The following is a 26,936-nucleotide window of genomic DNA, read 5'->3' as shown; positions in this document are numbered from 1 at the left end:
CATAGTCAGAACAACGGTCGCCACAATGCCGCCATAGATTTCGAGGCTATCTTGCTTGTAAAACAAGTGGATAGCGGAAATGAAACTCCTGGCTCTATTTGCAACAGCGCTTTTGCTTATTGCCTTTCAGGCTCAGGCCCAGATTTACGGACCGTATGACGACTACGGCGATTATGGCTACTATGACCCGTATGGGCCATATGGCCCCCCACCCGACTATGGCGAGCCAATACCGGAGCGCCAACGCCGAACGAGAAGCGGCGGGGGAACAATTGTCATTGCCACGCGGGAGCACACGCTGGTCTATACGACGCCTCGAGGCGAGCAGCTCGCCTATCCGATTGCTGTCGGGCGCGAGGGAAAACAATGGTACGGTACGACACATGTCACGTCGAAGCGCAGACATCCCGAGTGGCGACCGACGGCGAGCATGCGCCGGAAGAACCCGAGGCTGCCCGTAGTCGTGAAGCCGGGGCCTTCCAATCCGCTCGGTACACGCGCCATCTATCTTGCCGACGGCTTGCTGCGTATCCACGGTACCAACGACCCATCTTCCATCGGCACCAACGCATCGAGCGGATGTTTTCGCATGTACCGGGAAGATGTCGAGGAGCTTTACGATATGGTCCGACCGGGAACCCGTGTGATCGTCCAGCAGTGATACTGCCAAACCCGCGTGTCGGGCACATAGAGCCTCGATCGCCAAGGGCTGTCTGGCGTCTGGACGCTCTTTGCCAATGCCACCGCTGCAGGAGAGCGCCAACGCTGGAACCGGCGTTTTCGTCATCAAAGTTTCATACGGGTCTGCGATGACCTGACAACGATGTCGAATCCAAATCCCGCCGAATTCTCTCCTGCGTCCTCCCGCATCTCACCAACTGCCTCTCCGCGCCTGGCGGCATTAGCTGAAGCTGTTCTTATCGGAGGCGCTAAAGCGCGCTCATCGCTGCGCCGTCGCTTGGATGGCGAGTTGGTGGCAAAAGCGCAAAGGGATTATCAGACCGAGATCGACATTGCCGTCGAGCAGATCATCGTCGACGAAGTGAACAGGTCCTTTCCCTCATACGCGATTAAAGGCGAGGAAGCGGTCGGCAACCGGAATGCAAAGGATGGCGTGCCTGTCATCTACATCGATCCAATCGACGGGACGACAAATTTCGCCTGGGGCATCCCGCATTTCGGCATGACGATCTCGATCGTCGAAGGCGCTGAGATCGTCGCCGGCGTCGTCTATGACGCAATGCTGGATGAGCTCTTCAGTGCGGAGCTCGGCGGCGGATCGTACCTGAACGGCGAGCGGATCGGGTGCGTGAGCTCCAAGGGGATCGAAGACGTTCTCGTCGGGGCTGGCTTGCCGATTCCGGGCCAACTCAAGGCCGTGCCCGAGGACGTCTATTTCAACGCGCTCAAGCGGTTGATGGCAACCACCGCTGGCGTGCGTAGGCTTGGTTCAGCGGCATTATCGATCGCCTATGTCGCCTGTGGCCGCCTGGACGGCTTCTTCGAGGATGGTCTGTCATTGCACGATTATGGCGCTTCTGCCTTGCTGGTGCGCGAGGCGGGTGGCGTGGTTTCCGCTTTCAATGGTGGGCCCGTCACCTCAAACGGAGACATCCTTGCTGGCAACCGGGTTCTACACCCCTGGATCGTTGAAGGCTTTCAGGCCTGATTTTCCATCAAAAGCCGTTCCAGGCCGACCGGGTCATCCGTCGTGATCTGGTCAGCCTTCAGCTCGATAAGGCGCCTGACGCCCGGCAGGGCGGACGGAACGGCCGCGTTGATCGTGTAGGCGTCAACGACCCGCCCCGCATCATGAAAAGCACCGATCAGATCATAGCCGGCCTGATCGGCGAAGAATACCAGGCGGCGATCGAGATAAATCATCCGTGCGCGGGGCACGGCGCGTTGAGCGTCAGCAACGAAGCCTGCGAAATCGCGGGTTTCCATCAACCTTTCGATAGCGCCGCCGTGACATGGGTCGTAGCCGATTGCCATGTCAGGCACGGCCGTTGAAAGCCGCGCGACGGCAACCGAATCGCCGCCTGAAAGAATGACGGTCCCCGCGACCGGCGAAATGGCTGCCGTAAACGCGGCAATGTCAACGTCGCGTATGGTGTTTGAACTCTCCTTAAGGTCAAGCTGCAACACGGCGCCAGGATCCCGGTTGATCTGGGCCAGGAGTTGCGCAAGATCGCCAAGCATCATGACCTTGTGCCCGCTCGGTGCCCCGAAAGGATCCCGTAGATAAAGGCCACGCAAATAGGCCTCGGACGCCTCGCGAACCGGACCGGACCCTGTTGTCGCCGCGTCAAGGGTCTCGTCATGCAAAACAGCGAAGCCATCGCCGCCAAAGCGCACAAGATCGATCTCGACGCTGGCCCCGAGTTCCATACCTTCAACGATGCGCTCGTCGGTGAAGGAAATGTCACCGGCAAAACGGTGGCCGCGGTGCCACTTCAGCCAGGTGCGATGCCCCGCTCTTTCAATTGCAACTCCACGGCCTTCAAGCATGCCCAAACACCCGATCGTTTTGTCGAGCCGATACGGGGGCGAATTCGTAGACAAGCCGATTCTCGCGGAACGCCCTGAAGGCCGCGGCCACTGGCTCCACTGGCGCGCCCGTCGTCCAGTCGCTGTCGCTCGATGTCATTACCTTCAGCCTTGTTCCGTCGGCGAGATCGACATCGACGACCTTATGGGTGCCAAAATCGATGCTGCGATGAACGATGCCGGTACCCGTACCCTTCGTCACGGCAAGCGAGAGGGCTTCGGGCCGAACGGCAAGCACGACCTCGCCGTCTGCAACAGGAACCGGGAGCGCAAAGGCTGCATGCTGGCTCAAACCGCCCTTCACAGTCGTGCGAATGAAGTTCATCGAACCGATGAACCCGGCGACGAATTCCGTCTCTGGTTCTCGATAGATACGATCGGGCGGCCCGATCTGCTCGGTGCGACCATCACGCATAACAACGATCCGGTCAGCAAGCGCCAGCGCCTCGTCCTGCCCGTGCGTGACGAAGAGCGTGGTGATGCCAAGCCGCTGCTGGATATCACGCACCTCCTCGCGCAGCCGCTCGCGCAAGTGCTGGTCGAGGCTTGCGAAGGGTTCGTCGAGCAGAAGGATCTTGGGTTCGAGGACAAGCGAGCGGGCAAGCGCTACACGTTGCTGCTGGCCACCAGACAGCTGCGTGGTCATGCGTTTGCCGTAGTCGGCAAGGCCGACGAGCGCCAGCGCCTGTTCGGCGCGTTCCCGGATCTCTGCTCCCGGCAGGCGGCGAAGCTTGAGACCGAACGCAATGTTGTTGAAGACGTCCATGTGCGTCCACAGCGCATGGCTCTGGAACACCATCCCTGTCGGCCGCTTTTCCGGCGGCATTGACGTAACATCCTTTGCATCGATCAGGATGCTTCCCGCAGTCGGCGCTTCGAAGCCGCCAATCATGCGCAACAATGTCGACTTGCCCAAGCCGGAAGGACCAAGCAGGCAGACCAGTTCTCCGTCTTCGACATCGAGCGAGACATCGCGAACGGCATGGGAGGCGCCGAAGCTCTTCGAGACGCCCTTTATGGTCAAGCGTGCCATGTGAATCCCTTCCTGGCTTCATTCGCCGCAATGAGCCTCATGCTCCCAACCCCTTTGCGAAGGTTCCTGTGCCGACCACCCTGCGAGCAAACATGAGCGCGATGAAAGAAGGAACCCACAGCATCACGGAGAGCACGGCGCCGTATTGAACGACGATCTGATTGTTGATGAAGGTGACCATCAGCACCGGCATCGTTCGGATTTGCGGCGCTCCGATCAGCCATGCCCCTTCTGTTTCGTAGAACGTCCCGACAAAAGTCAGCAAGGCGGCCGCTACAATCGTCGGCGCCGCTTGCGGCAGCGTAATCGACCAGAAGACGCGCAAAGGGGCGGCCCCGGCATCGCGCGCTGCCTCCTCCATCCGGCGATCGACGTTTTGGAAGGCAGCGACCGGAATCCAGATCATCAGCATCAAGGTTCCTACCAACTGGATGAGGACGACGCCCCAGAACGTGCTGATCAGCCCGATTTGCAAAAAGATGCCAGCAATTGCGACCAAGAGCCCGAATTTCGGAAATGCATGCGAGGCGAGGAACGACAGAAAAAGGACATTCCTGCCCGGAAACTTCATGCGCGCGAAGGCATAGGCGGCGGGAAGACAAATGACGGCGGAAAGAATTGTCACAGTGGTTGCCAAGCGCAGGCTAAGGAAAAGGGCCTCCCAGACATCGGTTCGCGACAATGTCAGCGACCAGTAGCGAAGTCCGAATTGTTGCGGGATCACGGAGGGGTAGCGCCAGACTTCGCTGAAGGCCCAGGTTCCGACAACAATGAGCGGCAAAGCGATAAACAGCGTCAACAGCAATGCCAGCAAGGCGCCGATCCAATCCGCCTCCGCGACGGCAAGCCTTACAGGCTTCATCACACGCCTCGCCTGTTTCGGGCGATAGAGCGCACGTAGAATATCCCGAATACGAGGCAAAAGCCGAAAGCGATAACCGCTTGCGTCAGGGCGTTGACGGGGTCGTTCATGTCCGAGAACGTCCGCTGCATGAAGGGACCCATCATCTCTGGTGAAGCCGGCCCGAGAAGATAAGGGAGCGTGAAGGACGAGAAGATACCGAGGATCGCAAAAGAGGTCGTGACGAGCAGCGAATTGCTCATTCGCGGCATGATGATCGACAAGAAGACGCGTAGTGGCGAAGCACCGACATCGCGCGCTGCCTCGATTGAGCTCTTCGGAATATTGCCCAACCCCGCCGTGAGCATCAGGACCGTGAGTGGCAGGTTGTCCCAGACGAGCCCAATGACCGGTCCCCATGGCGTCAGATAGGGGGATGGCAGCTTTGGTAATCCGACCGCATTCAGCAGCACGTCGACGGCGCCGTTTGGACCAATGGTGCGGATGAGCGCGTAGGACAGGATGATCGACGGCACGAACATCGGGAAGATGGCGAGCCCTTGCACATAGGCGCAGAGCGGCCCACGAGAAAAGCGAAGGTAGAGAGCGATCGGCAGACCGATGGCCAGCAGCAGCACGCCGCAAACCAGCGTCGTCCAAAGCGTGATCCAAAGATTGGCACGACTGTACTGGTCGCCGAAGAAGAAGCGGTAGGAGGCCAACGAAAGCACCGATGCTCCGTCCGGTTGGGCGACGAAGACCGTGCTCGCCACCGCCGACAGGATCGGGTAGAGGATCAACCAAGCCAGAAGAAGCACAGGCAGGGCAACCAACGGAAGCCCCACCCAGCCCTGCCCACTCGCCGGCGCAGAAAGCCGCGCCAGCAGCGGAAGTGTCATGGACCTGCGCATCAGGTGCGGCTGATGCCCGGCGCGACGTTGCGATACCAGCCGTCGTTGATGGTGGCTTCCCAGTCACCAGCCGGGAAGGTGGGGATCGTCGCCGGAATGACGTCCGCATACTTCTGGCGCAGCTCATCCGAAATGTGATCCCAGGAGACGCCGGGGAAGCCGCCGATTTCGGTGATGATCGCTTCCTGCATCTCCTTGGTCAGCAGGAAAGCCGCAAGCTTCATCGCTGCGTCTTTGTTGGCGCCATTCGAAAATACCGTCATGCGAGAAAAGCCACCGCAGAGCGCCAGGTCACCCAGCTGGACGAGACCCGTGGTTTCCGGCAGGACGCCCTGCGAAATCGCTTGCAAGACCTGGTCGGACCAGACTGGCGTCATTGTTACGACGCCTTGCGCAAGAAGCTGGATCGACTGCGTGTTTCCGGCCGTATAGGCGCCCTTTTCGTAAAGCGACGGCGCCAGATCGTTAAGAAGCGCCCAGGCTGGCGTCAACGTCTGGTTGGCGTAATCGGCTGTGAAGTTGTCGATCGTGAACTTCTTCGGGTCACGGCCGTTGGCTTCATGAATAGCGCGGCGCACGAAGTTTCCGCCGGAACCGCCCTTATCGGGGCGGTTGTAGATGAACTGGCCCGGATTGGCCTTGATCCACGCCGACAGTTGCTCCCAGCTCTTTGGAGCATCCTTCGGATCGAGCTTGGTCTTGTCATAGGCAAGCAGCACCTGCGATCCGCGATAAGGGAGAGAATACTTGCTGTCGACCGCCAACGGGTTGACGTGGTCAAACCCTTCGATGTTCTGCGCGGAGAACTCCACCCATAGACCGGCCTCCGCGCCAGCTGGTGGAAGGCGAGGATCAAAATGCTCAAAGATATCGGCTTGCGGATCCGTCTTCGTCTTTAGCGCCGCAAGGGCGCGGTCTGCAATCGCGCGCAAGCCAGTGTTGTCACCGGCGTCGGTGATCTTCACAGCCAGATCCGGATGAGCCTTTTCGAAGGCCGGGCGGACGATGTTATTCCAGAAATCGACGATGTTCGCGTCCGATCCGCTGTAGAGATCGATCGTCGTTGTCGCGGCCGATGCAAGGCGTGGCAGCATCAGCATGCCCGCGGCTGCGGTGGTGGTGACAAGGAAATCGCGTCTGTTCATAGCCCTCTCCATTGGCTCGGATGTAGAAGGCCGTGCTACGCCTTAAGCGTAACAGAGTCATGACAGCGGGGCGATCTCGGCGATAAATTGCACAGCTGTGCAATCCATTGTCGCGTTGGCGGCGCGGGGACGCCGATTAGACATCGGTCCAGTTGGAAAAAGCTGCTGCCTGGCCTCGCGACCTGCCGCGCTCATCAAGCAACTGCCAGACAATTCCATTCTCCATCCAGAAGTGTTTTCCAGACTTGGTGACACGCAGGCCCCGGTAGTCCGCGACATAGCCTTGACGTTCGACGGCATCGAGAAGCAATTGGCGTTCTTTTCGATCCGGAACCTCGGCAGACAAGCGCGACGGCAGCTTCGTGAACTCATCCCATGTATATTCGAAGCGCGTCTGGGCGGCGATATTGGCGTAAATGAAGCGCGGATCAGGATCCGTATTGTGGACCAGAACGACAAAAGGTGCTTCACGATAGAGCCAGCCGGGCCCCTGCCCCGGTTGAACAAACGCCTTGCCGACGAGCCGGTGAAAGCTACCGGTCAACAGCTTGAAGAACTCCAAGTCCGCAGCCAGATCGACTGGTTCATGCAGCTTGCTTTCCATTCTTCATTCCACCGTCTGTAGATATTCGACGAATATCGTCGTCGAATGAATTGTTAAGACCACCGAAGGGGCAGGACCACGACACGCCAAAGTGTGATCCGACAAGGATTCTAGGCGTCAAATAGCGACGAAGGCAACTCAACGGTTATTCGGCTCGGTCCTGCGAGACGCATTGCCACAGCTTCTCGCAACAGGGCAAAGCGGAGTTCCAACGCAGTGATCTCTGGTGACCTTGGCAGCATGGTCAATTCAGCTGCGAAAAGATCAAACTCCCTTCCCAGGGCGGTCTCATCAAAAGGTGGGTTCACGTGCTCACGACCGATAGATTGTCTGAAGACTCACTCAACCATGAACTTACAGCGAGCGCTGAGACTGCGCTTAACGCGCCTGCAGACATGCTGAATATCCAATTAACAAGCTTGCGCAGTGTAGCAAATTGGCACGAGCGGCGCGCCTGCTCGGAACCCTTCTCTGCTGATATGGCTCCCAATAAATAGCACGGATCCCAACAATCTACAGCGCGGTCTTTGGAGCTCGCTGAACACCATCCCTTGCCTAGCCGCGGAGTTTGTCCGGCCACCAATGGCTGGCCAGAACGGCGCAGGTTCGTGGAGTTGGGTCTCGCTCCGCGCCGCAAGGGTTCATGTTCTTGCCGGCAGGTACCGCGCGGCTGGGTACCCCACCCGTGCATGGGCTCGCAAACCGGAGCTTCGGACTGTAAAGGTTCGTTGCGTGAGCACTACCCTTACGGTCCCGTTCGATATCGTACAAAGAAGGGGAACGTAAGCAGAGGCGACGAACACGATCTGTCAGTTCAAGTACCGCCGAGATTGCCACCGGACAACTGCTGGAAACGCGCAGGCACATCTTCGACGCTGACAAACTGCTCGTGGCTCTTCAGAAATTGCCTGAAACGCTCCGCCGCGACGGCGATTGGGCGTTCCCTGCAGGCGGCTTCCCGGACAACTTTCACGACCGTTTCGTAGGTCAAATCTCGCTTGCTGGTCGGCCATTCATCGAGAAAATCGAACACGTCGTCCAGGCCCACGATTTCCTGGATAAAGTGCTTACGCTGCGCAAAAATCGGCGCATTAAACAAGTCAAGTGCCATTCTATCTCATCCCTGGTTGGGCCTGTTTGAGAAACAGGAGTTGCTGGCCGCCTACCGGAGTTCAAAATCCTCTGCTGATAGCGGAAAGCGCTTTGGCATTCAGCCCGAAGTGATCGCACGTCGGCCGTTGGACGCCAGGTGCTCTGTAATGGCGCGCCGGATTTCGGTAACCGTGTCGAAGAGCCTGTTGTCCAGGTCGATGACATTGAACCGGACAGCGATGAACTTGAGGCGGTCTTCGACAGGAACCGCGATCCCAACTTCCTGACCGTTAAATACGACAGCTTGCTTTTGCATAACAAACCTCGGGCACGCCACACGGGAGCACCATCTTAGAAAAGTGGTAATGGATTTACGACGCGTCAGATTGCCGTCGTAGGTCGGTATCGGATCAAGACGAGATCACACACTCGCTGCACCATCGCGAAGAAACGAAGTCGGACAAACAACGTCACCATCCTCCCTCAAGCGGGGTCAAACCACGGCTGAGTATCGTCGGCAAGGACCTGTATTTCGGAACTCTTCTGCAAAAAAACGTAGTCGAGAAAATTCAAGCAAGCAACTGATTTTTGTTATTATTTAGCGTTTTAAATCGTATGACAATTACCGCAGGTGCGAAGTGAAAAATGACGTACGTTCGTCCGATCTTATCTTCGTAAGGTTTGACGCTCTCCGCCATAGAAGGCGTCAACCACCAAGGACGGGTTCGTTCCTGCTCGGATCTCAGCGGCAGCGAATGGGTTGGCAGAGACGCTACACTGAACATCGATCCTCCTCATGAATAGCGACGGCTGCTGCCCTTTCCCGCTGCCATTGGACGCGGCAATCCTCGCAGCTGGATTGGCGGCCCAATTGCCGTCGCCAACCAGCTTCAGCAGATATCAGCCCGAGGCCCAGCCCGTGCGACGTAGGAACAGCCCCACACGCACCGCGCGGCAACGGCTGCTTCCCGACTGCTTGCGGGTTCAACGGGCGTTAACGGCTAAAGACTCCCAAGCACCAACATCCCAATGGCAATCCAGAACAGCGCACACACTTCTGCCGCCACCAAGTAGCCAATCGCGCGATCACTCATTAATGTCCCCTCCTCAGACGACCTTTCAAATACGTCTACTCCACCAAGACGTGTCTGTTTCGCCATGCAATGTCCCGCGCCCGCAGCAGTTCGACGTACCTGCGTCGAAGGATCGGGATGTCAATGTCGCCTTTTGCCCATTCCTCCAACCAACTTTCGAATTCCGCGGATCCCTCCAGGGGCAGCCCAACCTCTTTGGCACGGTTGAATGCCCTAGCGATAATTGCGCGCCGACCTTCAATTGACATCGCATTCCCTCAAAATAGGACGCCCGTGCCCGCCGACCAGTCGTCAAATCCTTTGCGGCACCAGCAAACGTGACGCGATATCATGCATAACGCAACGATTTTATTTAAGGCGGCACTAAAGTGCAGCCATCCGTCAAACACGGCTGAGTACAGTTTCCCTCTTTCGCTTTGCACAACGGGCAGCCAGGAGGCGCGTTGGTAGTGGAACGACCGCGACGCCTTGCCGAAGGCTCAAAACAAGCTCTATTTTTTCAGGACTTCCCCAAGGTTGCTCGACCAACCACTCTCTTTTCCAAGAGCCTCGACGAGATCAGAGCCTTCATCGGACAGCCCGAAACGCACTGTCATCCTGAAACCACTGCAGCGGTCGGGGGCCGACATGCCGTTGCATTTTCGTGGCTGAGAAAGGCGCCTGCTCATCGCGCTCTGCCGACACCCATGCCCTTGGCTGAGCAGCGAAGATTTGATCATTGATGCTTGTCACGAAACAAAGATGAGAACTGCTTACCTTGAAGGCCTCGAATGCGAGGCGTATCGTCCGATTGTTGCCCGCTCTAGGGCACTGCTCATCATTCTTGAGCCCTGCCTCTGCAGGGCTCTCTTTTTCAGCTGGCCTTCCGCACCTTTGCTGCGTCATCCGGCAAGACCTGAAGACCTGCCTCGTGGGCGGCTACAACGAAGGCCGCTCGAGCGCTTGCAGCGTCCGTATAGAATTCCAAGGCTTCCAGAGTCGACATGAGTGCGTGATGGAAGGATGGAACATTGGACCAATCCCATTTGCTGCTTAGGAGAATGGCGGCGAGGTCCTCGACTGTATCAGCATGCCGAAAGCAGCCGGTATTGCCTTCAAATCCAACGTCCATCGGGTTGATAAAAACGGGAATCTCGCTGGCCATCTCCTAAACCCCTTGACATCAGAGAATCCAGTAAATGGAAAAGCGATTCGTTTCGTCCAGTGCCGTTGCGCAACATCACGCTTGACGACGTGCCAAGACGAGAACAAACGGAGAACATTCAGACGGAGGTTCTCATGACCCATACGGAACAAGTCATTGCGAAGGCCCTGGCTGTGGTTGCCAACATCCGGTCCGAGTGGGAGCGAGATGCCGAAAGGCGAAAGCGTGTCTTCGGTAAACTCGATGTCAGCCGCCGGCGACCGACAGTCCGAGGCCAGCAACTCACGCTTGACCTTCCCTCACCGCAGCTGACTTGAAGCGGGACTTTCGGACAGGCCGCGCGTACGCATTCATGTCCGGAGAAGGGCAATAAGTGGGATATTCGGCAGCCCCGCACTGCGGTTACCGTTCAACGCGATGAGGCTCTTGGCACGCTTGAGTGACGCGCTCTGTTCGTTGTGATAGCGCGCGCCGATTTCCATCATCGGCACGATGCCCGGCATGAACTCGCGCTCGCTGAAGATGCCTTCCCTGTCGATCCCACCTGAGGGGCATCTTGCAGATCGCAGATGCCGAGCGCTGTCGATTCTTCCCAGATACTACAGCTTGTAGAGGGCCTCTGAGAGGCCGAAAGCACCGGCTCCTGTGATCCCTTGGGGTCGGGTCGCCCGACGGTCGGCAGGCAAAGGCGCTGACCTTACCCGTTCCTTTATTCCGTATTAAATTTTGCTCCCGCGCGCTCCAATCATGGCGCGCGAGAACTCGCTATTGCGTACGACTTTATGCTGCACGCTCCATCGCCCGAGTAACAACGCAACCGATGAAACGCTCAAGTCACAGCAGCTTTTCGAGTGTTATCGGCAGGTCCCGGACGCGTTTTCCGGTTGCGTGAAAGACGGCATTGGCGATTGCCGGCGCGACACCGACGATACCGACCTCGCCAACGCCTTTGCCTCCCAGAACCGAGGCATTGAGGTCGGGGATGCCAACCGAGATAACCTGGATCGGCGGGATGTCGGCATTCGTTGCAACGAGATAGTCACCGAGATTGTTGTTGATGACTCGTCCGTTGCGCGAATCGACCAAACCTTCTTCGAGCAACGCTTGACCGATCCCCATGATGATGCCGCCGCGCCATTGGCTTTCGGCGAGCTTGGGGTTGTAGATCCTGCCGCAATCGAATGCCGAGACCATTCGCGACACGCGGATCGTGCCGAAGTCTTCGTCCACCTTGACCTCGACGAAATGCGCGCACCAACTGTGCATGGAGAATTCACCCGCGGTCGGCCCTTGGATGCTTCCCATGGTTGTCCAGGCCTTCTTGTGACCCTCCGGCCCCTGCTCTCCTTCTGGAAGGGTGTTTCGCCGTGTGTCGATGCTGTCGCGACCAAGGGCCGTCATGAGTTCCGAAATGGAGACGGACAGTCCCCCATCGCGGGGCACAAAGATCCGGCCATCCGCGACCATCAGCGTATTGGCGCCCGTATCGCGGAAGGGAGAGGCGCCGTCGTTGAGAGCAAGTTCGATCAGTTCATCGCGAGCAGCCGATGCCGCCTTGTGAACGGCTCCGGTGATGGCGCCGGCAAGCATCGAACCGCCAGCGACCGTGGCGCCGGGAAGCGATGAATCGCCAAGTCGGACATTGATGCTTTCCGCTGGGACGCCGAGCACCTCGGCGGCGGTCTGAGCGAGTATCGTATAGGTACCCTGCCCCATGTCGATCGCGCCGCTGACGACTTCCACAGAGCCATCGGCGAGGATCCGGATCAGTGCCTCGCTGGATGCGCGCAGAACGGGGAATGTGCCGCACGCAACGCCCCAGCCGATCAGTTGCCTGCCCTCCCGCATCGAGCGCGGGGCAAAGCTGCGGTGTGACCAACCGAACGCCTCGCCGCCCTCGGAAAGCGCCTCGCGCAACCGGCGGGTCGACCACGGCTTGCCTGATTGCGGATCACGCTCCGCGTAATTGCGAAGCCTAATCTCAACCGGATCGATCCCGACCGCATAGGCAAGCTCATCCATGGCGCTTTCCAGGCCAAAGGCACTGGGGTTCTTGCCGGGCGCGCGCAGGGCTCCAGGCATGACCGTGTTCACCCGCACGAGGCTGTGTTTCGCGCTGAAATTTTCCACGGCATACATCAATGGGGTCGCCGCGTTTGTCTGCTCGGGAAAATCCGCATAGGTGGCGGTCTCGCTGGCACCCTCATGTACGATCGATTGCAGCACGCCATCGGCATTGGCGCCGAGCGCGATTGTCTGCCTTGTCGCGGCGCGGCCGCCAAAAGCCGTGAACGTCTGCGGGCGCGTTACAGCGAGCTTCACCGGCCGGCCAAGCTTGCGGGCTGCGGCCGTTGCGATAGCGCCATAGGCGTAGGCTGTGGCCTTGGAACCGAAGCCCCCACCGATAAACGGCGAGACAATACGAACATTCTCATATGGCAGCCCGTACCACTCGGCATAGGTGCGAGCCATCCCGTGCGTCCACTGGCTGGGTTCCCAGATGGTCAGTTGGTCGCCTTCCCACTTCGCAACGAGGCCATGCGGCTCGACCGCCACATGATATTCGCGCGGCGTTCGGTACTCAGCCTCGATGCGGACCGGCGAAGTGGCGAGCGCGCTCTCTGCGTCGCCCCAAGTCACCGTAAGCGCATCGAGCGGCCTTTCCTCACCCGCCTTGGGATCATCGAAGTCAATGATCGCCGACACCTCCTCATAGGTGACGTCGACCAGCCGGGCAGCTTCGACAGCCTGCTCCAGCGTTTCACAAATCACGGCAGCGACGGCCTGGCCGTTGAAGGTGATATCGTTGGACAGAGGAGAGTAAGGCTGGTTGTCGGGCCGGTTTCCGTACCAGTCGGAAGCCATCTTCAAGCCGAGTTCGACAGCGGGTGTCAGCACCAACAGCGTACCGGGCGCCGCTTGCGCCTTTGTCGCGTCAACCTTCACAACCCGACCGGCGGCGATCCGGCTCTGCACGAGGACCGCGTAGACCAGACCCTCGACCGGTTGTTCCAAAGCATAGGTCGCTCCGCCGGTGATTTTCAGCCTTCCATCGAAGCGCGAGAGGCGACTGCCGATCGTACCGTCAGAGGCGTCGCCGCGTTTGCGGGGTTCCATGATGGTCATGCGAGACCTCCCATATTCAGAATGGCGCGCGCAACGACACGCGGCGCAAGTTCGATCTTGTAACGATTGCCGCCGTTAGCGACGGCGCCTTCCATGGCCAGTCGGCTTGCTTTCTCGACTGTGCCGGCATCGAGGACCTTACCGATCAGCGCCTTCTCGACCGACCGTGCGCGCCACGGCTTCGTGGCAACGCCACCCAATGCAACGCGGATGTCGCAGATCGTCTTGCCGTCCGCCTCCAACTCCAGCCCGACGGCTGCGCTTGCGGCAGCGAACTCATAGGACTGCCGATCGCGAACCTTGAGGTAGGTCGAGGCTCTGGCGACCGGCGCCGCAGGAATGTTGATGGCCATCACCATCTCGCCACGCTCAAGGATCGTCTCACGTTCTGGTGTGTCGCCGGGAAGCACGAAGAAGTCTTCCGCAGTGACTTTGCGGTCACTGAGATCGATCGTTGCCTCCAGGGCAACCAGTGCAACGGCAAGATCACCCGGATAGGAGGCAATGCAGGCCCCGCTGGTGCCAAGCACCGCGTGATTGCGGGTCACACCACCGATCGCAGAGCAACCGGAGCCGGGATGACGCTTGTTACACGCGGAAAACGTTCCGGGATCGCGGAAGTAGGGACAGCGCGTCCGCTGCAGAAGATTACCGCCGATCGTCGCCATGTTGCGCAACTGCGGAGATGCTGCCAGCAAAAGCGACTGCGAAATGGCGGGATAATTTGCCCGGATCCCCGGGCTACCGGCCACATCTTCCATTTTCGCAAGCGCACCGATCGTAACGCCATCGGCATCGGCCGAAATCTGCGACAGGCCGGAAAGGTGAGTGATGTCGACAACGGAATCGGGCTCGGCAACACCGCATTTGGCAAGATCGAGAAGCGTCGTACCACCGGCGAGCAGCATTGCGCCTGATTGCATGGCGTACTGGCGGGCATCGTCGAGCGAGCCAGCTCGGAAGTAGCTGAAGTCCCTCATCACGCCATCTCCGCCGCTTCGCGCACTGCCGCCACGATGTGATTATAGGCACCGCACCGACAGAGATTGCCGGCCATGTATTCTCGGATCTCTTCGTCCGAGCCGACCCGCCCCTCACGGATGCAGGCAACGGCCGACATGATCTGGCCAGGTGTGCAATAGCCGCATTGGAACGCGTCATGCTCCAGGAAGGCCGCCTGGACCGGATGCAGGTCGCCGCTTTCGGCCGCAAGCCCTTCAATCGTCGTGATGTTCCGCCCTTCAACCTGTGCGGCAAGCGTCAGACAGGCAAGCACGCGCTTGCCGTCGACATGGACGGTGCAGGCACCGCATTGTCCCTGGTCGCAGCCCTTCTTTGTTCCGGTAAGACAGAGTTGCTCACGCAACGCGTCGAGTAGCGTCGTGCGCGGATCGACATCGAGCTCATGCCGCCGCGCATTGATGTCCAAGGAGAGATGAACCGTTCGTGTCATGATAAGCTCCTGCTATCGTCACGAGATTGGAGGTCGAAATCCAAAAAAGGGGTGGCCGCTCAGGATCAGCGCGCTAGCTAAGCTCATGGGAAGCAAGCCTGGGCACGTTTGGGCATGACATCCCGCCCCGTTCTGGATTAAGAGGTAAAAGGCACTCCACATAAACGGAGGAGCCTCCGTTTAATCTAGTGACTTGCCGCCGAGCGTCAAGTCCTGAATGTGCTTGGAGCTTATTTTGGCCTCGGCCCCGCCGAAGACGGAACCGTCCACACTGCCGCCAATGCGCGCGGATGCACGCCGCAATCGCGAGAAACTCGTCGACGTCGCAGCAGCCGCCTTTGCGGAGGCAGGCGTCGAAACTTCGCTGGAAGACATTGCCCGCAGGGCCGGCGTCGGCATCGGTACGCTCTACCGGCATTTTCCGACGCGTGAGCATCTGGTTGAGGTGGTTTACCGCCGTGAGTTGGAAAGCCTAGCGGCTGCCGCGAGGGAACTGGCGGCAAGCCATGCGCCTGATGCTGCACTCGAAGAATGGATGCGCCGCTTTGTCGGTTATATCGCCGCCAAGCGCGGGATGGCGACCAGCCTGAAGATCCTGATGAACTCCAATGCCTCTCTGTTTGCTGAAGGCAGCGGCCTTTTGCGAGGCGCCGTCGACGGGCTCCTCAAGGCAGCCGCTGAGCAAGGCCTCGTTCGAAGCGATATCGATACGACGGACCTTCTGCATGCCCTTTCGAGCATCTACTCGCTACCGGCGTCTCCAGATTGGCGGGACCGCTCGAACCGGCTTATCGGCTTGCTGATGGACGGGCTGCGGACACAAAAATAGTCGCCTCACTCTCCGTGGGACGACGTGGCACCGCCGGATTGCATATGTACTCTCTCGAGGCAAAAAAGAAGCGGCGCTCGTGGCGCCGCTCTCGTCTTTTAGGCCGCCCGAACGCTCGCGCCCAACGGAATTTCCACATCGATTTCGAGGATGGACATATGCTCGTCGCGATCCATCGTCACTCGAACCCTTTCGCTATCGACTTGTACGTGCTTGGCGATAACGGCGAGGATTTCCTCGCGCAGCAAGGATACGAGATCGGATCCCGCCGAGACGCGCTCATGCGCGAGCAGCACCTGCAGGCGTTCGCGGGCCGCAGGCGCGGTCCTCTGTTTGCCAAAGAAGCTGAAGATGCTCATGCAGCGGCCCTCCGTCCGAAGATCTTGCCGAAGATGCCCCGCTTCTCTCCCGGGATGGTGACCGGCAGCTCTTCGCCGGCCAGTCTGCGCGCAGCATCGAAATAAGCCATGGCAGGTGCGCTGCGGCTGTCGGCCAGGGTGACTGGGGCACCGATATTGGACGCACGCAGCACATCCGTGCTTTCAGGAATGATGCCGAGGAGTGGAATGGAGAGGATCTCCAGCACGTCATCGACTTTCAGCATATCACCGCGTTCAGCGCGGTTGGGGTCGTAACGCGTCAAGAGCAGATGTTTTTCCATCCGTTCTCCGCGTTCGGCCTTCGCAGTCTTCGAGTCGAGCAGCCCGATGATGCGATCGGAATCACGGACTGAAGAGACTTCGGGATTGGTGACGACCACGGCGACGTCGGCGTGGCGCATGGCAAGCGTTGCGCCGCGTTCGATCCCAGCGGGGCTATCGCAGATGATCCAGTCGAAATGACGCTTCAGATCGTTGATCACACGCTCGACACCCTCGGCCGTGAGGTTGTCCTTGTCCCGCGTTTGCGAAGCCGGCAACAGGAAGAGTGTCTCCAGCCGCTTGTCGCGTATCAGCGCCTGAGAAAGCTTGGCGTCGCCCTGGATGACATTGACAAGGTCGTAAACGACCCTGCGCTCAGCGCCCATGACGAGATCGAGATTGCGCAGGCCGACATCGAAGTCGACCACGGCCACCTTCTCGTTCCTCTGTGCTAAGGCCGCTCCGAGGGCTGCAGTGGATGTGGTCTTGCCCACTCCGCCCTTGCCCGAAGTGACGACGATGACTTTCCCCATCTTTCTCTCCTGTGTGATAGCCAGCTTCGGGCCTAGATAATTTTCTCTGCCTTGATCGAGTCGCCTTCCAGCCAAAGCTGGACGGCCTGTCCGCGAAGGTTCGGCGCTATGTCTTCCGCCATCTTGTAGATACCGTCGATCGCGACCAGTTCGGCTTCAAGCTTGCGGCAGAAGATGCGCGCCGAGGTATTCCCGACTGATCCCGCCATCGCGCGCCCCCTGAGCGTGCCGTAGACATGAACCGAGCCCCCGGCGATAATTTCCGAACCGGATGCGACTGAGCCGATGACCGTGACGTCGCCTTCCGGAAAGATCAGCGACTGACCCGAGCGAATCGGCTCGCGAATGACGATCGACTGCAGCGCCGGCCGTGTCTCGACGGCCGCTGACTGCGTGCGAACATCGATGACCGGTTCCTGCTGCGGAACCTCGAAGTCCGAGACCGGGCGCCCGCCCTTGAGAGCCGGCGGCATCCCAGGCCCGATCAGCGAAGGCCGGCAGCCGTCGATGCCCATGATACTGACGTTGCGCTGCGCCAGCTCAGCGATCAAACCCTTGAGCTGCGCCCGGTCAATCTCCAGGTCACTGACATCAAGGACGACCGGTCGCCCCAGGAAGAAGCCGGCGGAGCGCGCGGCAAGATCGTCTAGTCTTACGAGCCAGTCATCGAAGGGAAGATCTGGCGAAAGCATGACCGCCAGGAAAGAGCGGCCCTTGATGCGGATCGAGCGAGCGTCTGTTAGCACTTTGGTCATCTAGGTTAAGAAATCGTTGAACATTTCTATGTCTGATTTGGTTAACAAATGGTTAATTTCCGATGCCCGGATCGTTAACAAATCTCAGTTCGCACACTCCCAAAACTCGCAACTGAGCGTCTGATTAGCGCTCGACATATCAGGCAGCCATATCTTTGGGTTAGATGCCAGGTCGAAACACTTCGCGTGAACAAGCGAGACGAAACTCGCCTCGAGAGGCTCAACCTTGCCCCCTGCCGCGAAGGATCGGGCTGAAATGGCGCATCGGGCGAGATCCGCAACAAGCGTACTCGCTAGAGCTGATGCGGCACCCCAAAATAGCAAAGGCCCGCTCGAGCGGGCCTTGATCTCTTGGTCTTCCGGAGGTCTTAGCGACCGTAAACCAGGCGCTTGATATCGCCACGGGTGACGCCAATGTCCTTCAGTGCTGCGTCGTCGAGTCTGGAAAGATCCCGGTATGCCTTACGGAGCTGAAGGAACTCTCCGATCCTGTTGCCGATTTTCATGTCATATCTCCTTGTGCGTTGCACAATTATATAGCTCATTGCTTCCTCAATGAGCACTTCGAAAACCGCATAAGAGGCATCTCGAATTTGCAATCTCGACATGCAGGTTGAGAAGAAGCACGGGGCAAGGCAGTTGGCGCGCCTCGCGCCCGATTTGCCGTCACCCTCACCGCCCGACTCAGCACCCCGTCGGACAGCGAACCAGAACGAGGATTTCGAATTGATTCTTAGCAGTTTCGCGCTCCGGCGAAATAAACGTTTCAGCTTGCCGCATTTTTCTCTCAAAACTGAAACGCAGTCCCTGCCAAATCGCACTAAACTCTTCAGAGATCAGGGATTTGGGAGGATCGAAGATGGCGCAGGCAACAGCGGTTCTATTGCGTGGCAGGAACGCACCCGATGAGGGAATCGACTGGCAACGCGTTACCTACCTTCTGCACCTCTCGCGAATTCTTGACGAGATGGAGGAGACGCGGCTCGTCCCGGAGAAGAAGGTCCTCTATCAATTCTCCGCCCGTGGCCATGACATGGCACAGATCATACTCGGCTTGCAGCTGACGAACCACCACGACGCCACCTGCGGCTATTATCGGTCGCGCCCGCTGCTTCTTTCGCTCGGCGTCGACCCGGCCGATGCGCTCGGTTCCGCCATGGGCCGCGCCGGCGGCTATTCCGATGGCCGCGATATCGGCGTGGTCTTCAACTATCCGAACCGCAACGGCGCTTCGGCTCTGCCGATGTGCGGCGGTGTCGGAGCTCAATACACTCCGACGGCGGGCTGGGCCCAGGCGCTGCAATATTACGCAACCGTGCTTCAGGAGCATGACTATCGTGATGCCATCGCCGTCGTGCTTGGCGGCGACGGTTCGGTCGCATCGAACGGTTTCTGGTCTGCGCTGACGATTGCCACGACGCAGTCGCTGCCGATGTTGTTTTACGTCGAGGATAACGGCTTCGGAATCTCGGTCCCTTCCGACGTGCAGACGCCTGGCGGAAACATCGCGGCCAATCTCGCGAGCTGGCGCGGCCTGACGATCTTTGAAGGCGATGGGTGCGATCCCGCAGCGGTCGCGCGATTGACGCAGCAGGCAGTCGGCTTCGTCCGCGAGCGTAGAATGCCTGCTCTTTTGCGGCTTACTGTTCCCCGATTGGAAGGGCACAGCTTCCAAGACACCCAGTCGTATAAGAGCGAAGCGCTGGTCAAGGCGGAATGGGCTCGCGATCCGCTACCACGCCTGCGAGACTACCTGGTTCCCGCCGTGATGAGCTCTAACGAGTGGGAGGCCTGCCGGCTTGAGGCGGAGGGCATGGCAGAAAAAGCGCGCGCCGAGGCCGAAGACCGGGTTGTTGCCGCTCCCGAAACGGTCACCCGCCATGTCTTCTTCGACGGTGAAATGCAGGCGATGGGTGGTCAGCATTGCGACGGCTATCGTGCCCCGGAATGCAGCGACGAGGCGGCACCGGACGGCCAGCGTATCAATATGGTCACGGCGATCAGGCGTACGCTCGATCACGAATTGACGATCAACGAGCGCGTGGTGCTGTTCGGCGAGGACATTGGCCCGAAGGGCGGCGTTCATGCCGTCACGCTGGGACTGCAGGACAAGTTCGGCAAGGAACGGGTCTTTGACACATCGCTCTCGGAGGAAGGCATCGTCGGCCGCGCCGTCGGGATGGCGCTTGCGGGTCTCGTTCCCGTTCCTGAAATTCAGTTCCGCAAATATGCCGAACCCGCGACCGAACAGATCAATGATTGCGGCACGATCCGCTGGCGCACCAACAACCGGTTCGCCGCACCTGTTGTCCTGCGCATGCCGGGCGGCTTTTTCAAATGTGGCGATCCCTGGCACAGCCAGACGAACGAGGTCGCCTTTGTCCACCAGCCGGGCTGGAAGGTCGCCGTGCCCTCGAATGCGGAAGATGCGGTCGGGCTCCTGCGCACCGCCTTGCGCGGCAACGATCCTGTCATCTTCTTCGAGCATCGCGCCATGCTCGATCATCCGTGGGCACGCCGCCCTTACCCGGGTGACAACTACGCCCTGCCCTTTGGCAAGGCACGCTTTACGCGCAAGGGCAATGCGATCACGATCGTCACCTGGGGCGCCATGGTTCCCCGCTGCGAGGAGGCGGCGGAAGGCATCTCTGCTGATGTCATCGATCTTCGCACGTTGATGCCCTTCGACCGCGCAAGCGTCGTTTCCTCCGTCCGTCGCACGCGACGGTGTCTCATCGTCCATGAGGATCTTGGGACCGGTGGCTTCGGCGCGGAAATTGCCGCCATCGTTGCCGACGAGGCCTTCATGGATCTCGACGCACCAGTGTCGCGATTGACGATGCCGGATATCCCAAGCCCACACAACCCGGCCTTGCTCGACTGGGCGGTGCCGTCGGTCGACCGCATCAGGCAGAAGATCACGACGCTCGTGGAGTACTAGAACATGGCCGATTTTTCCGAAGTCCTCGTCCCCGTCGAACAGGAGGGAACGAAGGCAGTTGTCCGCAACTGGCTGAAGCAGCCAGGCGAGATCGTCGCCGTGGACGATCCGCTCGTCGAGCTCGAAACGGACAAGGTCACGCAGGAGATTTCCGCACCCGCAGCAGGAATCCTCGACGAGATCGTCATGGCATCAGGCACGGATGCAGCGCCCGGCGCGGTTCTCTGCCGCATTCGTCTGAGGGCAAGCACTGCCGGAGATGACCATGCGCCGGAGGCTCCACCTTTGCCATCTGGCGAGACTGGCAGTGAGAGCGGCGACCGCTTCTCGCCGGCAGTTCGCAGTGCTGGCGAGCAATACGACATCGACCCGGCTGAGGTCGTCGGCACCGGCAGGGATGGACGTGTTACGCGCATTGATATGGATGCGGCGTTCGCGCTGAAACAGAAGATCGAGCGCGATGAGATGCCATCTTCCGTCAGGACCCCGATCACCCCCGATCCAGGCGTGCTCACCCGCGATCAGATCACTCACCGCTCGCACATGGCTGCTCATACTCCCATGCGGCTTTCCATCGCCCGGCACATGCTGGAATCGGTTACGACTGCCCCACATGTCACGGCGATCTTCGAGGCCGATTTCAGCGCGATCATCAAGCATCGCGACAAGAGCAAGGCGGCATTTGCCGCCGACGGCATCAATCTTTCCTTTACGGCCTATATCATCGCCGCCTGCGTCGCGGCGATGCGGGCTGTGCCTGAGATCAACAGCCGTTGGCATGACGATCATTTGGAGGTCTTCGACGATATCAACATCGGCGTCGGCATGGCGCTTGGCGACAAGGGCTTGGTCGTTCCGGTCGTTCGGCAAGTCCAGGATCTCTCGCTGGCTGCGATTGCCGCCAGACTTCAGGACCTGACCATCCGTGGGCGGGCCGGCGGCCTCACCAACGCCGATATGCGCGGCGGTACCTTCACGATCTCAAACCACGGGGTGTCAGGCTCCCTGATCGCTGCACCCATCATCATCAATCAGCCGCAATCGGCGATCCTTGGCGTAGGAAAAATGGAAAAGCGTGTTGTCGTGCGAGAGGTCGATGGCGTCGATACCATCCAAATCCGACCAATGACCTATGTGTCCTTGACGATCGATCATCGCGCGCTGGACGCTCATCAGACAAACGCCTGGCTGACGCGTTTCGTCGAAACCCTCGAAGGCTGGCCGGCATAGCGCCGGCGGCCGCGCAAAGGAATGGGGCACCGTGAGGCGCCCCTTTGCTATCATTTGGCGTTGCGGATCGTCAGCGCCGGATTATGCGCAAAGAAATTGTGCGGCTCGATGTGGATCGTTTTCCATTCGGTCGACATCACGGGCCAATCCTCCATGCGCGGGATATGGTGGAAGCCGGCCGTGAACCAGGTCACGATATCCTTGCCCATCAGCGGCTTGTTGGCCTTGACCCATTGCGGCAGCGTATCCGAGCCATCGCTCTGCATCGCATACTTGCCGCCCGCATACTGCTGATTGATGTTGTAGACGGTGTTCCAGACCGAATACTCGATGTAGGCGTTGCGCTTCATCGGCGGGTCCTTGGCAAAGTCGAACGGGCCGTAGGCAACGTCGCCATGATGGATCATCCAGCCCGGCTCTTGGCCGAGATAGCCTTCGCGGGAGGGATCGGAAATCATGAAGTAGCGCGGCTTCATCGCCGACAGTTGATAGCGCGCCTCCATCTCGGTCTTCGGCATCGTGTGCTGCACCGTCCACATCGAGCGCCGCGGGTTCTTCGCGTCGACCTTGGCCGGAACGACATCCATCGTCCCGAAATGGTTGTCCGGCTGGTCGACGTCGAAGTCGATGCGGAAGTTGAAGTAATGGTCATGGTTTGCCGCCACCAGGTTCGGTGCGATCAGCGTTCCATGCGCTGTGTCTTGCGCGGCTGTCGGATCGCTCATCGAGGTCGATGCAACGCCCTTTACTGCGTCCAGACCCGTTGCCCCGATCATGATCCTGATCTGACCGTCCTGCTGCAGGCGATAGTCGATCAGATAGTCATAGTTTCCGACTTCGGAGGCAGTGCGGACGACGAGCTCGCTCGCCGGACGGCCTTCGGCCGGGATCGGCTTTTCGGGAGTCTGTGCGAAGACTTCGAAATGGCGCCATGCCGGATCGCCGATGCTGCGCTCGAAGACGCAGATTGCGTTCGGAATGGTCAGCGGATTGCCCTTGTCGTCGGCAATCGTTGCGGGCAGGAAGGTCGCATAGTCGGGGCAATCGACGCCAGAGCGCAGCGGGCTTAAGAACAAGCCGAAGCCATACTCCCCGCTGTCCATATAGGTACGCCAGTACCAGCCTTCTGTCGGGTCCATGTAAGGTACGAACACCTCGGACAGATGCGACTGGTAGATCACCGAACGCCACGTGTCCCCATCCTTCACGTCGAGGTTGGAGACGACGAGGCCGGGGCGCTTGTCAACGCGGAAGTTCATCCGCCACATATCCCATTCGAGGTGGCTGCCTGTGATCTTGTAGTTCGGGCCGCCGGGCTGGGACAGCTTCGCAGGGTTCATCTCAGGGCGGAGCGGCTCGCGCTCGGCAACTTCCTTCTCGGTGTAACCCCAGTTGTCCTTGGGGCCGTCGATCACACCGGTGTCGATGACGCGAAGGACTTCCTTCTTACCGATATCGTAAACGGCAAACAGGCCCTCGATGGGCTTTGCGTAGAAGTTCGATCCCTCGGGCACCTTGTAGCAAGGCACCTTCATCAGACGCGAGTTCTCGTATTCATCGGTGAAGAAATTACCGGCAGTCAACGGCAAGCAGAAAGCCTGTTCCGGCGTCAGACCACGCTTCTTCAGGCCAGCGATCATGTCCGGATTGGCAAGCGCACCCTGAAGAGCGTCCATGAACTCGGTGAACAGCACCATCGGCTGCCCTTTGATCTGCGTCGTGCTCTCAACCGTGCCCTTGGTGATGTTGACGACTGCCTCCTTGAACCCCTGGGGGCTCGTCAACTGGACCTTCGCCTCGCGGTCGATCTGGTCGTCGCCTTCCTTAAAGGAGAGAACCTCCTCCTTGGTGGGCTCCTTGAGCTCGATCAGCGGATAAAGCGTATTGTCGTCGACCACTTTCTGGTCGCGCAGGATCTTGTTGATCTTCTGATATTCCTCTGCCGTCAGCCCATCCAACGGATGAGCGATAGCAGCTGGCCCGCCAAGCGCCAGAAGCAAGCCGGCCGAAGCCAGATATCGCTTTATGTTCATTGCATCCTCCCTATTGCATGCCTTCACTGATCAAGCGAATACCACCTGGATATTCGTGTATTCCTGCAGCCCTTCCTCGGCGAATTCGACGCCGAACCCGGAAGCCTTCACGCCGCCGAACGGTGCGTTCGGCTGAATGGCGCCATGCTTGTTGATCCAGACCGAACCGCACTCCATGCGCCTGGCAACCACCTTCGCGGCTGAGATGTCGGACGACCAGAGGGAACCTCCAAGGCCATTGGCGCTGTCGTTTGCAAGTGCAATTGCCTCGTCGACGCTGCTGAATTTGATGACAGGAAGCGCAGGACCGAACTGTTCCTCGTCGACAAGCGGATCGCCGTTCTTCAAACCAGCAATGATGGTCGGCGGAAAGAAAAGTCCCTCGCCCGGCTCACCGCCCAGCAACACCGCTCCTCGCTCTTTGGCATCCATGACGAGACGCGAGAGCTTTTCGAACTGCATGCGGTTCTGCACGGGGCCGAGAACGCTGCCCTCCTCCATGCCGTCACCGACAGGAATGTTGCGTGCATAGGCGACAAGGGCATCGCAGACGGCATCGTGAATCGACTCATGGACATAGAGGCGCTTCATCGCCGCGCAGGTCTGGCCGTTGTTGATAAAGGCGCCCCAGAACAGGTCCTCGGCAATTGCCTGCGGGTCGGCATCGGGCAGGACGATCCCGGCATCGTTGCCGCCGAGTTCGAGTGTCAGGCGCTTCATCGTCTCTGCGGCAGAGCGCATGACTTTCTGGCCTGTGGCACACGAGCCCGTAAACACGATCTTGCTGATGTCGGGATGGGCCGACATTGCCGCGCCGATGTTGAACTCGCCGTCGTCGCCAGTCACGACATTCAGTACGCCGGGCGGCAGCACCTCGTTCATGATTTCGACCAGGCGAAGTGTCGCAAGCGGCGTCAGCGGCGACGGCTTGATGACGACGGTGTTGCCGGTGCGCAGAGCCGGCATGACGTGCCAGATGGCGATCATGACCGGGAAGTTCCAAGGGGTGATCGAGCCGACGACGCCGAGCGGCTTGCGATGAAGTTCGATACGCCCTTCGTTGTTGTCCTGGAGGATTTTCGGCGGCAGCGACAACGCGGTCGTATAGCCTGCCCAGGCAACAGCACCTCCCAGCTCCCAGCGCGAGCCGAGCCCGTTCAGCGGCTTGCCCTGCTCGAGCGTGATCAGCCGCGCGAGTTCGTCGGCGTGTGCTTCAATGTGGGCGGTAGCGGCCGCACAGGCGGCTTGCAATTCCTGCTCGCTTTTGGCCGACCATGCGGGAAAAGCTGCCTTGGCGGCAGCAACGGCAGCGTTGAGCTCTGCAGCGCCCATGTTTGGCGCACGGCCAACTTCGCCTCCCGTGGCCGGGTTGAGCACGCTGAAACTGTGCTCGCCGGTCATCGGCTTTCCGTCGATCGTGGCGCTATGGATCGTCATTCTCACCTCCTCCGAATGAGGTCCTGACCATCGGGCAGGACTGGAAGCGGAGACTAGGCGATTACAGGCATCAGGACTTGGACTGAGCCGTCTGCATCTATGGACAAATCCGTCAGTGGCGGCGCGCAACAACGCCCGGTGCGCAGCCGTATTTCTTTCGGAACTCGCGATAGAAATAGGAAAGATCGTTGAAACCGGCGTCGTAGGCGACTGCGGCAATCCCGTCGGCAGGCTTGGTGGTACGCGGCTGCGTCAGCGTTGCATGCGCAAGTTCCAGGCGACGGCTGAGCAGCCGATGGCCTGGCGTTTCGCCAAGCAGGCGGAAATGCCGCTGCAACATGCGCTCCGAAACATTGAGCCGCCTTGCCAACTCGCCGGGCCCGAACGTCGGATCGGCACGGTGCCGATCAATCATGGCGAGCGCTCGCGACAGCAGGGTTTCGCTGGGTCCCGCAGCTTCGGCTGTCTTGGTACTGTGAAGGTAGGCGCCCAAAAGCGACAACATCGCCTCGCCGAGCTGCGCCGACGCTCCAGGCTCTGTGAGCATCTTGGTAATCACGGCCCGCATTGCCAGCCAAAGGGGATCGTCCCGACTGATGGCGACACCATCAATACAGGGCTTGCCAAACCGATGAAGCATCTCGGCGCGTGGCATATGGACCGACAACTGGCTGGAGCGCTCACCGTCATAAACGAACGACGACGGCCGAACGGAATCGACAAGGAACATGTCTCCCGGGGCCAGCCGGGCTGAACGCTCGCCCTGCTCCACGCGACAGTGCCCCTCGTCCTGGATCAGCAGGAACAGATGCTCACCGGGATCCTGCCGGATTGATTTCATCCCACGCTGCACGTGGCGGGCATCAAGTGCGACGATCGCAGTATCGAAAAGCCCCATACGACGCGTTGCCACATCGCCGGCCATCACATTGGTGCGGGCCATGGGTTCGACATCGAACGCACCGCAAACTTTCCGGATTTCCTCCTGCAGAACCTCTACGGCCACCGGCTTGTGCACCGGCGTTACCAGCGACTGCATTCTCCCCTCCCTGGCTCCTGCAGACTTGACTTAAGCGTTCCTGTCGTATCGCATCCTATTCCGAATTGATACAGGTCGTCCATCAGCACATTCTTACATGCGCATTGGATGCCGGTCGGTCAAGGCGCTTCACGAATGCGCTAACGCAGCGTCTCGCTCGAGGCGTTCGCAACCCACTCGAGGATGACACACAGCGGACGAGTGGAGACACCTGCAGCTATAAGTTCCAGAACCAGGACTTGCCGATCTCAGCCGAAGCCTCCTCCGGCGTGATCCCGATGTCCTGAAGCTGATCCCTCGTCAGCTCCGCGATTGCCCGCCGGCTGCGACGTTTCTCCAAGCGCCAGGACAGAAACGCCAGTGCGCGTCTCAGAGCGCTTCGCAGCGGGGCGGCGTCGCTTTTCCAATCCAGTTCCTTCCCGACGTCGGTCGACATTTCACTCTCCTGTCATCAGCGATCCACAATGCGATCAGCAGAACGCCAATAGGATAAGGCTGGCGAATA

General features: G+C 59.5%; 27 protein-coding genes. 6 read left to right on the top strand and 21 right to left on the bottom strand.

The window, feature by feature from the left end:
• Window positions 1-79 precede the first annotated feature (79 nt).
• Complete coding sequence (locus tag PMI09_RS17755) at window positions 80-661, top strand: L,D-transpeptidase (protein WP_007797185.1); 582 nt, start codon at window positions 80-82, stop codon at window positions 659-661.
• Window positions 662-823: 162 nt separating this feature from the next.
• Window positions 824-1,669 (top strand): inositol monophosphatase family protein, encoded by an 846-nt coding sequence (locus tag PMI09_RS17750; protein WP_007797182.1) that lies wholly within the window; start codon window positions 824-826, stop codon window positions 1,667-1,669.
• On the opposite strand, the gene PMI09_RS17745 is transcribed toward PMI09_RS17750, so the two are convergent.
• The 9 genes from PMI09_RS17745 to PMI09_RS17700 form a co-directional block, all read right to left on the bottom strand.
• Window positions 1,660-2,511 carry a glycerophosphodiester phosphodiesterase gene (locus PMI09_RS17745; RefSeq protein WP_007797179.1) on the bottom strand — a complete coding sequence of 284 codons (852 nt, stop codon included), beginning with the start codon at window positions 2,509-2,511 and terminating at the stop codon, window positions 1,660-1,662. The two genes, PMI09_RS17750 and PMI09_RS17745, sit on opposite strands and share 10 nt — an antisense overlap.
• Complete coding sequence (locus PMI09_RS17740) at window positions 2,504-3,583, bottom strand: ABC transporter ATP-binding protein (protein ID WP_007797176.1); 1,080 nt, start codon at window positions 3,581-3,583, stop codon at window positions 2,504-2,506. Before PMI09_RS17740 ends, PMI09_RS17745 begins: the two co-directional genes overlap by 8 nt.
• Before the next feature lie 37 nt (window positions 3,584-3,620).
• Complete coding sequence (locus tag PMI09_RS17735; RefSeq protein WP_007797174.1) at window positions 3,621-4,445, bottom strand: ABC transporter permease; 825 nt, start codon at window positions 4,443-4,445, stop codon at window positions 3,621-3,623.
• Entirely contained in the window at window positions 4,445-5,323 is an 879-nt protein-coding gene (locus tag PMI09_RS17730; protein ID WP_052026554.1) for an ABC transporter permease, read from the bottom strand. The genes PMI09_RS17735 and PMI09_RS17730 overlap by 1 nt, the downstream gene beginning before the upstream one ends.
• An 11-nt stretch (window positions 5,324-5,334) precedes the next feature.
• Complete coding sequence (locus PMI09_RS17725; protein WP_007797170.1) at window positions 5,335-6,480, bottom strand: extracellular solute-binding protein; 1,146 nt, start codon at window positions 6,478-6,480, stop codon at window positions 5,335-5,337.
• 136 nt (window positions 6,481-6,616) lie between these two features.
• Entirely contained in the window at window positions 6,617-7,084 is a 468-nt protein-coding gene (locus PMI09_RS17720) for an MEKHLA domain-containing protein (protein ID WP_007797166.1), read from the bottom strand.
• Window positions 7,085-7,898: 814 nt separating this feature from the next.
• Window positions 7,899-8,195, bottom strand: a complete 297-nt coding sequence (locus PMI09_RS17715; protein WP_007797162.1) for a DUF982 domain-containing protein — start codon at window positions 8,193-8,195, stop codon at window positions 7,899-7,901.
• Window positions 8,196-8,294: 99 nt separating this feature from the next.
• The gene (locus PMI09_RS17710; protein WP_007797159.1) at window positions 8,295-8,492 is read right to left on the bottom strand and encodes a hypothetical protein; all 198 of its coding nucleotides are present in this window, start codon (window positions 8,490-8,492) and stop codon (window positions 8,295-8,297) included.
• Window positions 8,493-10,123: 1,631 nt separating this feature from the next.
• Window positions 10,124-10,414, bottom strand: coding sequence for a DUF982 domain-containing protein (locus PMI09_RS17700; RefSeq protein ID WP_007797151.1), 291 nt, complete (start codon window positions 10,412-10,414; stop codon window positions 10,124-10,126).
• A gap of 134 nt (window positions 10,415-10,548) precedes the next feature.
• Between PMI09_RS17700 and PMI09_RS17695 the strand changes: the two genes are divergently transcribed.
• Window positions 10,549-10,731 (top strand): hypothetical protein, encoded by a 183-nt coding sequence (locus tag PMI09_RS17695; protein WP_007797148.1) that lies wholly within the window; start codon window positions 10,549-10,551, stop codon window positions 10,729-10,731.
• A gap of 33 nt (window positions 10,732-10,764) precedes the next feature.
• Here PMI09_RS17695 and PMI09_RS31395 read toward each other — a convergent pair whose 3' ends face one another.
• The 4 genes from PMI09_RS31395 to PMI09_RS17680 all read right to left on the bottom strand — a co-directional run bounded on the left by PMI09_RS31395 (window position 10,765) and on the right by PMI09_RS17680 (window position 14,993).
• Complete coding sequence (locus PMI09_RS31395; protein WP_007797145.1) at window positions 10,765-10,917, bottom strand: hypothetical protein; 153 nt, start codon at window positions 10,915-10,917, stop codon at window positions 10,765-10,767.
• Window positions 10,918-11,248: 331 nt separating this feature from the next.
• Window positions 11,249-13,540 (bottom strand): xanthine dehydrogenase family protein molybdopterin-binding subunit, encoded by a 2,292-nt coding sequence (locus PMI09_RS17690; RefSeq protein ID WP_007797142.1) that lies wholly within the window; start codon window positions 13,538-13,540, stop codon window positions 11,249-11,251.
• Window positions 13,537-14,520, bottom strand: a complete 984-nt coding sequence (locus tag PMI09_RS17685) for an FAD binding domain-containing protein (RefSeq protein WP_007797138.1) — start codon at window positions 14,518-14,520, stop codon at window positions 13,537-13,539. The genes PMI09_RS17690 and PMI09_RS17685 overlap by 4 nt, the downstream gene beginning before the upstream one ends.
• The gene (locus PMI09_RS17680; RefSeq protein WP_007797136.1) at window positions 14,520-14,993 is read right to left on the bottom strand and encodes a (2Fe-2S)-binding protein; all 474 of its coding nucleotides are present in this window, start codon (window positions 14,991-14,993) and stop codon (window positions 14,520-14,522) included. Before PMI09_RS17680 ends, PMI09_RS17685 begins: the two co-directional genes overlap by 1 nt.
• A gap of 235 nt (window positions 14,994-15,228) precedes the next feature.
• Between PMI09_RS17680 and PMI09_RS17675 the strand changes: the two genes are divergently transcribed.
• The gene (locus PMI09_RS17675) at window positions 15,229-15,822 is read left to right on the top strand and encodes a TetR/AcrR family transcriptional regulator (RefSeq protein WP_007797133.1); all 594 of its coding nucleotides are present in this window, start codon (window positions 15,229-15,231) and stop codon (window positions 15,820-15,822) included.
• 98 nt (window positions 15,823-15,920) lie between these two features.
• Here the strand turns inward: PMI09_RS17675 and minE are convergent, their stop codons facing one another.
• The 4 genes from minE to PMI09_RS30485 all read right to left on the bottom strand — a co-directional run bounded on the left by minE (window position 15,921) and on the right by PMI09_RS30485 (window position 18,257).
• Window positions 15,921-16,181 (bottom strand): cell division topological specificity factor MinE, encoded by a 261-nt coding sequence (gene minE / locus PMI09_RS17670; protein WP_007797130.1) that lies wholly within the window; start codon window positions 16,179-16,181, stop codon window positions 15,921-15,923.
• Window positions 16,178-16,996: a septum site-determining protein MinD gene (gene minD, locus PMI09_RS17665; protein ID WP_007797127.1), complete on the bottom strand. Its 819-nt coding sequence runs from the start codon at window positions 16,994-16,996 to the stop codon at window positions 16,178-16,180. The genes minE and minD overlap by 4 nt, the downstream gene beginning before the upstream one ends.
• A 32-nt stretch (window positions 16,997-17,028) precedes the next feature.
• Entirely contained in the window at window positions 17,029-17,751 is a 723-nt protein-coding gene (gene minC / locus PMI09_RS17660; protein ID WP_007797123.1) for a septum site-determining protein MinC, read from the bottom strand.
• Window positions 17,752-18,119: 368 nt separating this feature from the next.
• On the bottom strand, window positions 18,120-18,257 hold the full coding sequence (locus PMI09_RS30485; RefSeq protein ID WP_007797120.1) for a DUF1127 domain-containing protein: 138 nt from the start codon (window positions 18,255-18,257) through the stop codon (window positions 18,120-18,122).
• A gap of 353 nt (window positions 18,258-18,610) precedes the next feature.
• Here PMI09_RS30485 and PMI09_RS17655 point away from each other — a divergent pair, with 353 nt between their 5' ends.
• Window positions 18,611-20,692, top strand: coding sequence for an alpha-ketoacid dehydrogenase subunit alpha/beta (locus PMI09_RS17655; protein ID WP_007797117.1), 2,082 nt, complete (start codon window positions 18,611-18,613; stop codon window positions 20,690-20,692).
• A 3-nt stretch (window positions 20,693-20,695) separates the two neighbouring features.
• Window positions 20,696-21,922 carry a dihydrolipoamide acetyltransferase family protein gene (locus tag PMI09_RS17650; protein ID WP_007797115.1) on the top strand — a complete coding sequence of 409 codons (1,227 nt, stop codon included), beginning with the start codon at window positions 20,696-20,698 and terminating at the stop codon, window positions 21,920-21,922.
• Between the two features lie 50 nt (window positions 21,923-21,972).
• On the opposite strand, the gene PMI09_RS17645 is transcribed toward PMI09_RS17650, so the two are convergent.
• The 4 genes from PMI09_RS17645 to PMI09_RS17630 all read right to left on the bottom strand — a co-directional run bounded on the left by PMI09_RS17645 (window position 21,973) and on the right by PMI09_RS17630 (window position 26,867).
• Window positions 21,973-23,955: a copper amine oxidase gene (locus PMI09_RS17645; RefSeq protein WP_007797112.1), complete on the bottom strand. Its 1,983-nt coding sequence runs from the start codon at window positions 23,953-23,955 to the stop codon at window positions 21,973-21,975.
• 30 nt (window positions 23,956-23,985) lie between these two features.
• Window positions 23,986-25,392 carry an aldehyde dehydrogenase family protein gene (locus tag PMI09_RS17640; protein WP_007797110.1) on the bottom strand — a complete coding sequence of 469 codons (1,407 nt, stop codon included), beginning with the start codon at window positions 25,390-25,392 and terminating at the stop codon, window positions 23,986-23,988.
• 112 nt (window positions 25,393-25,504) lie between these two features.
• Complete coding sequence (locus tag PMI09_RS17635; protein ID WP_007797107.1) at window positions 25,505-26,431, bottom strand: helix-turn-helix domain-containing protein; 927 nt, start codon at window positions 26,429-26,431, stop codon at window positions 25,505-25,507.
• Between the two features lie 217 nt (window positions 26,432-26,648).
• Window positions 26,649-26,867 carry a DUF1127 domain-containing protein gene (locus PMI09_RS17630; RefSeq protein ID WP_007797104.1) on the bottom strand — a complete coding sequence of 73 codons (219 nt, stop codon included), beginning with the start codon at window positions 26,865-26,867 and terminating at the stop codon, window positions 26,649-26,651.
• Window positions 26,868-26,936 lie beyond the last annotated feature (69 nt).

The sequence above is a fragment of the Rhizobium sp. CF122 genome, assembly GCF_000282035.1.
Lineage (GTDB): Bacteria > Pseudomonadota > Alphaproteobacteria > Rhizobiales > Rhizobiaceae > Rhizobium.
Note: the sequence above shows the minus strand (reverse complement) of the source record. Positions and strands in the feature narration are given on the sequence as shown.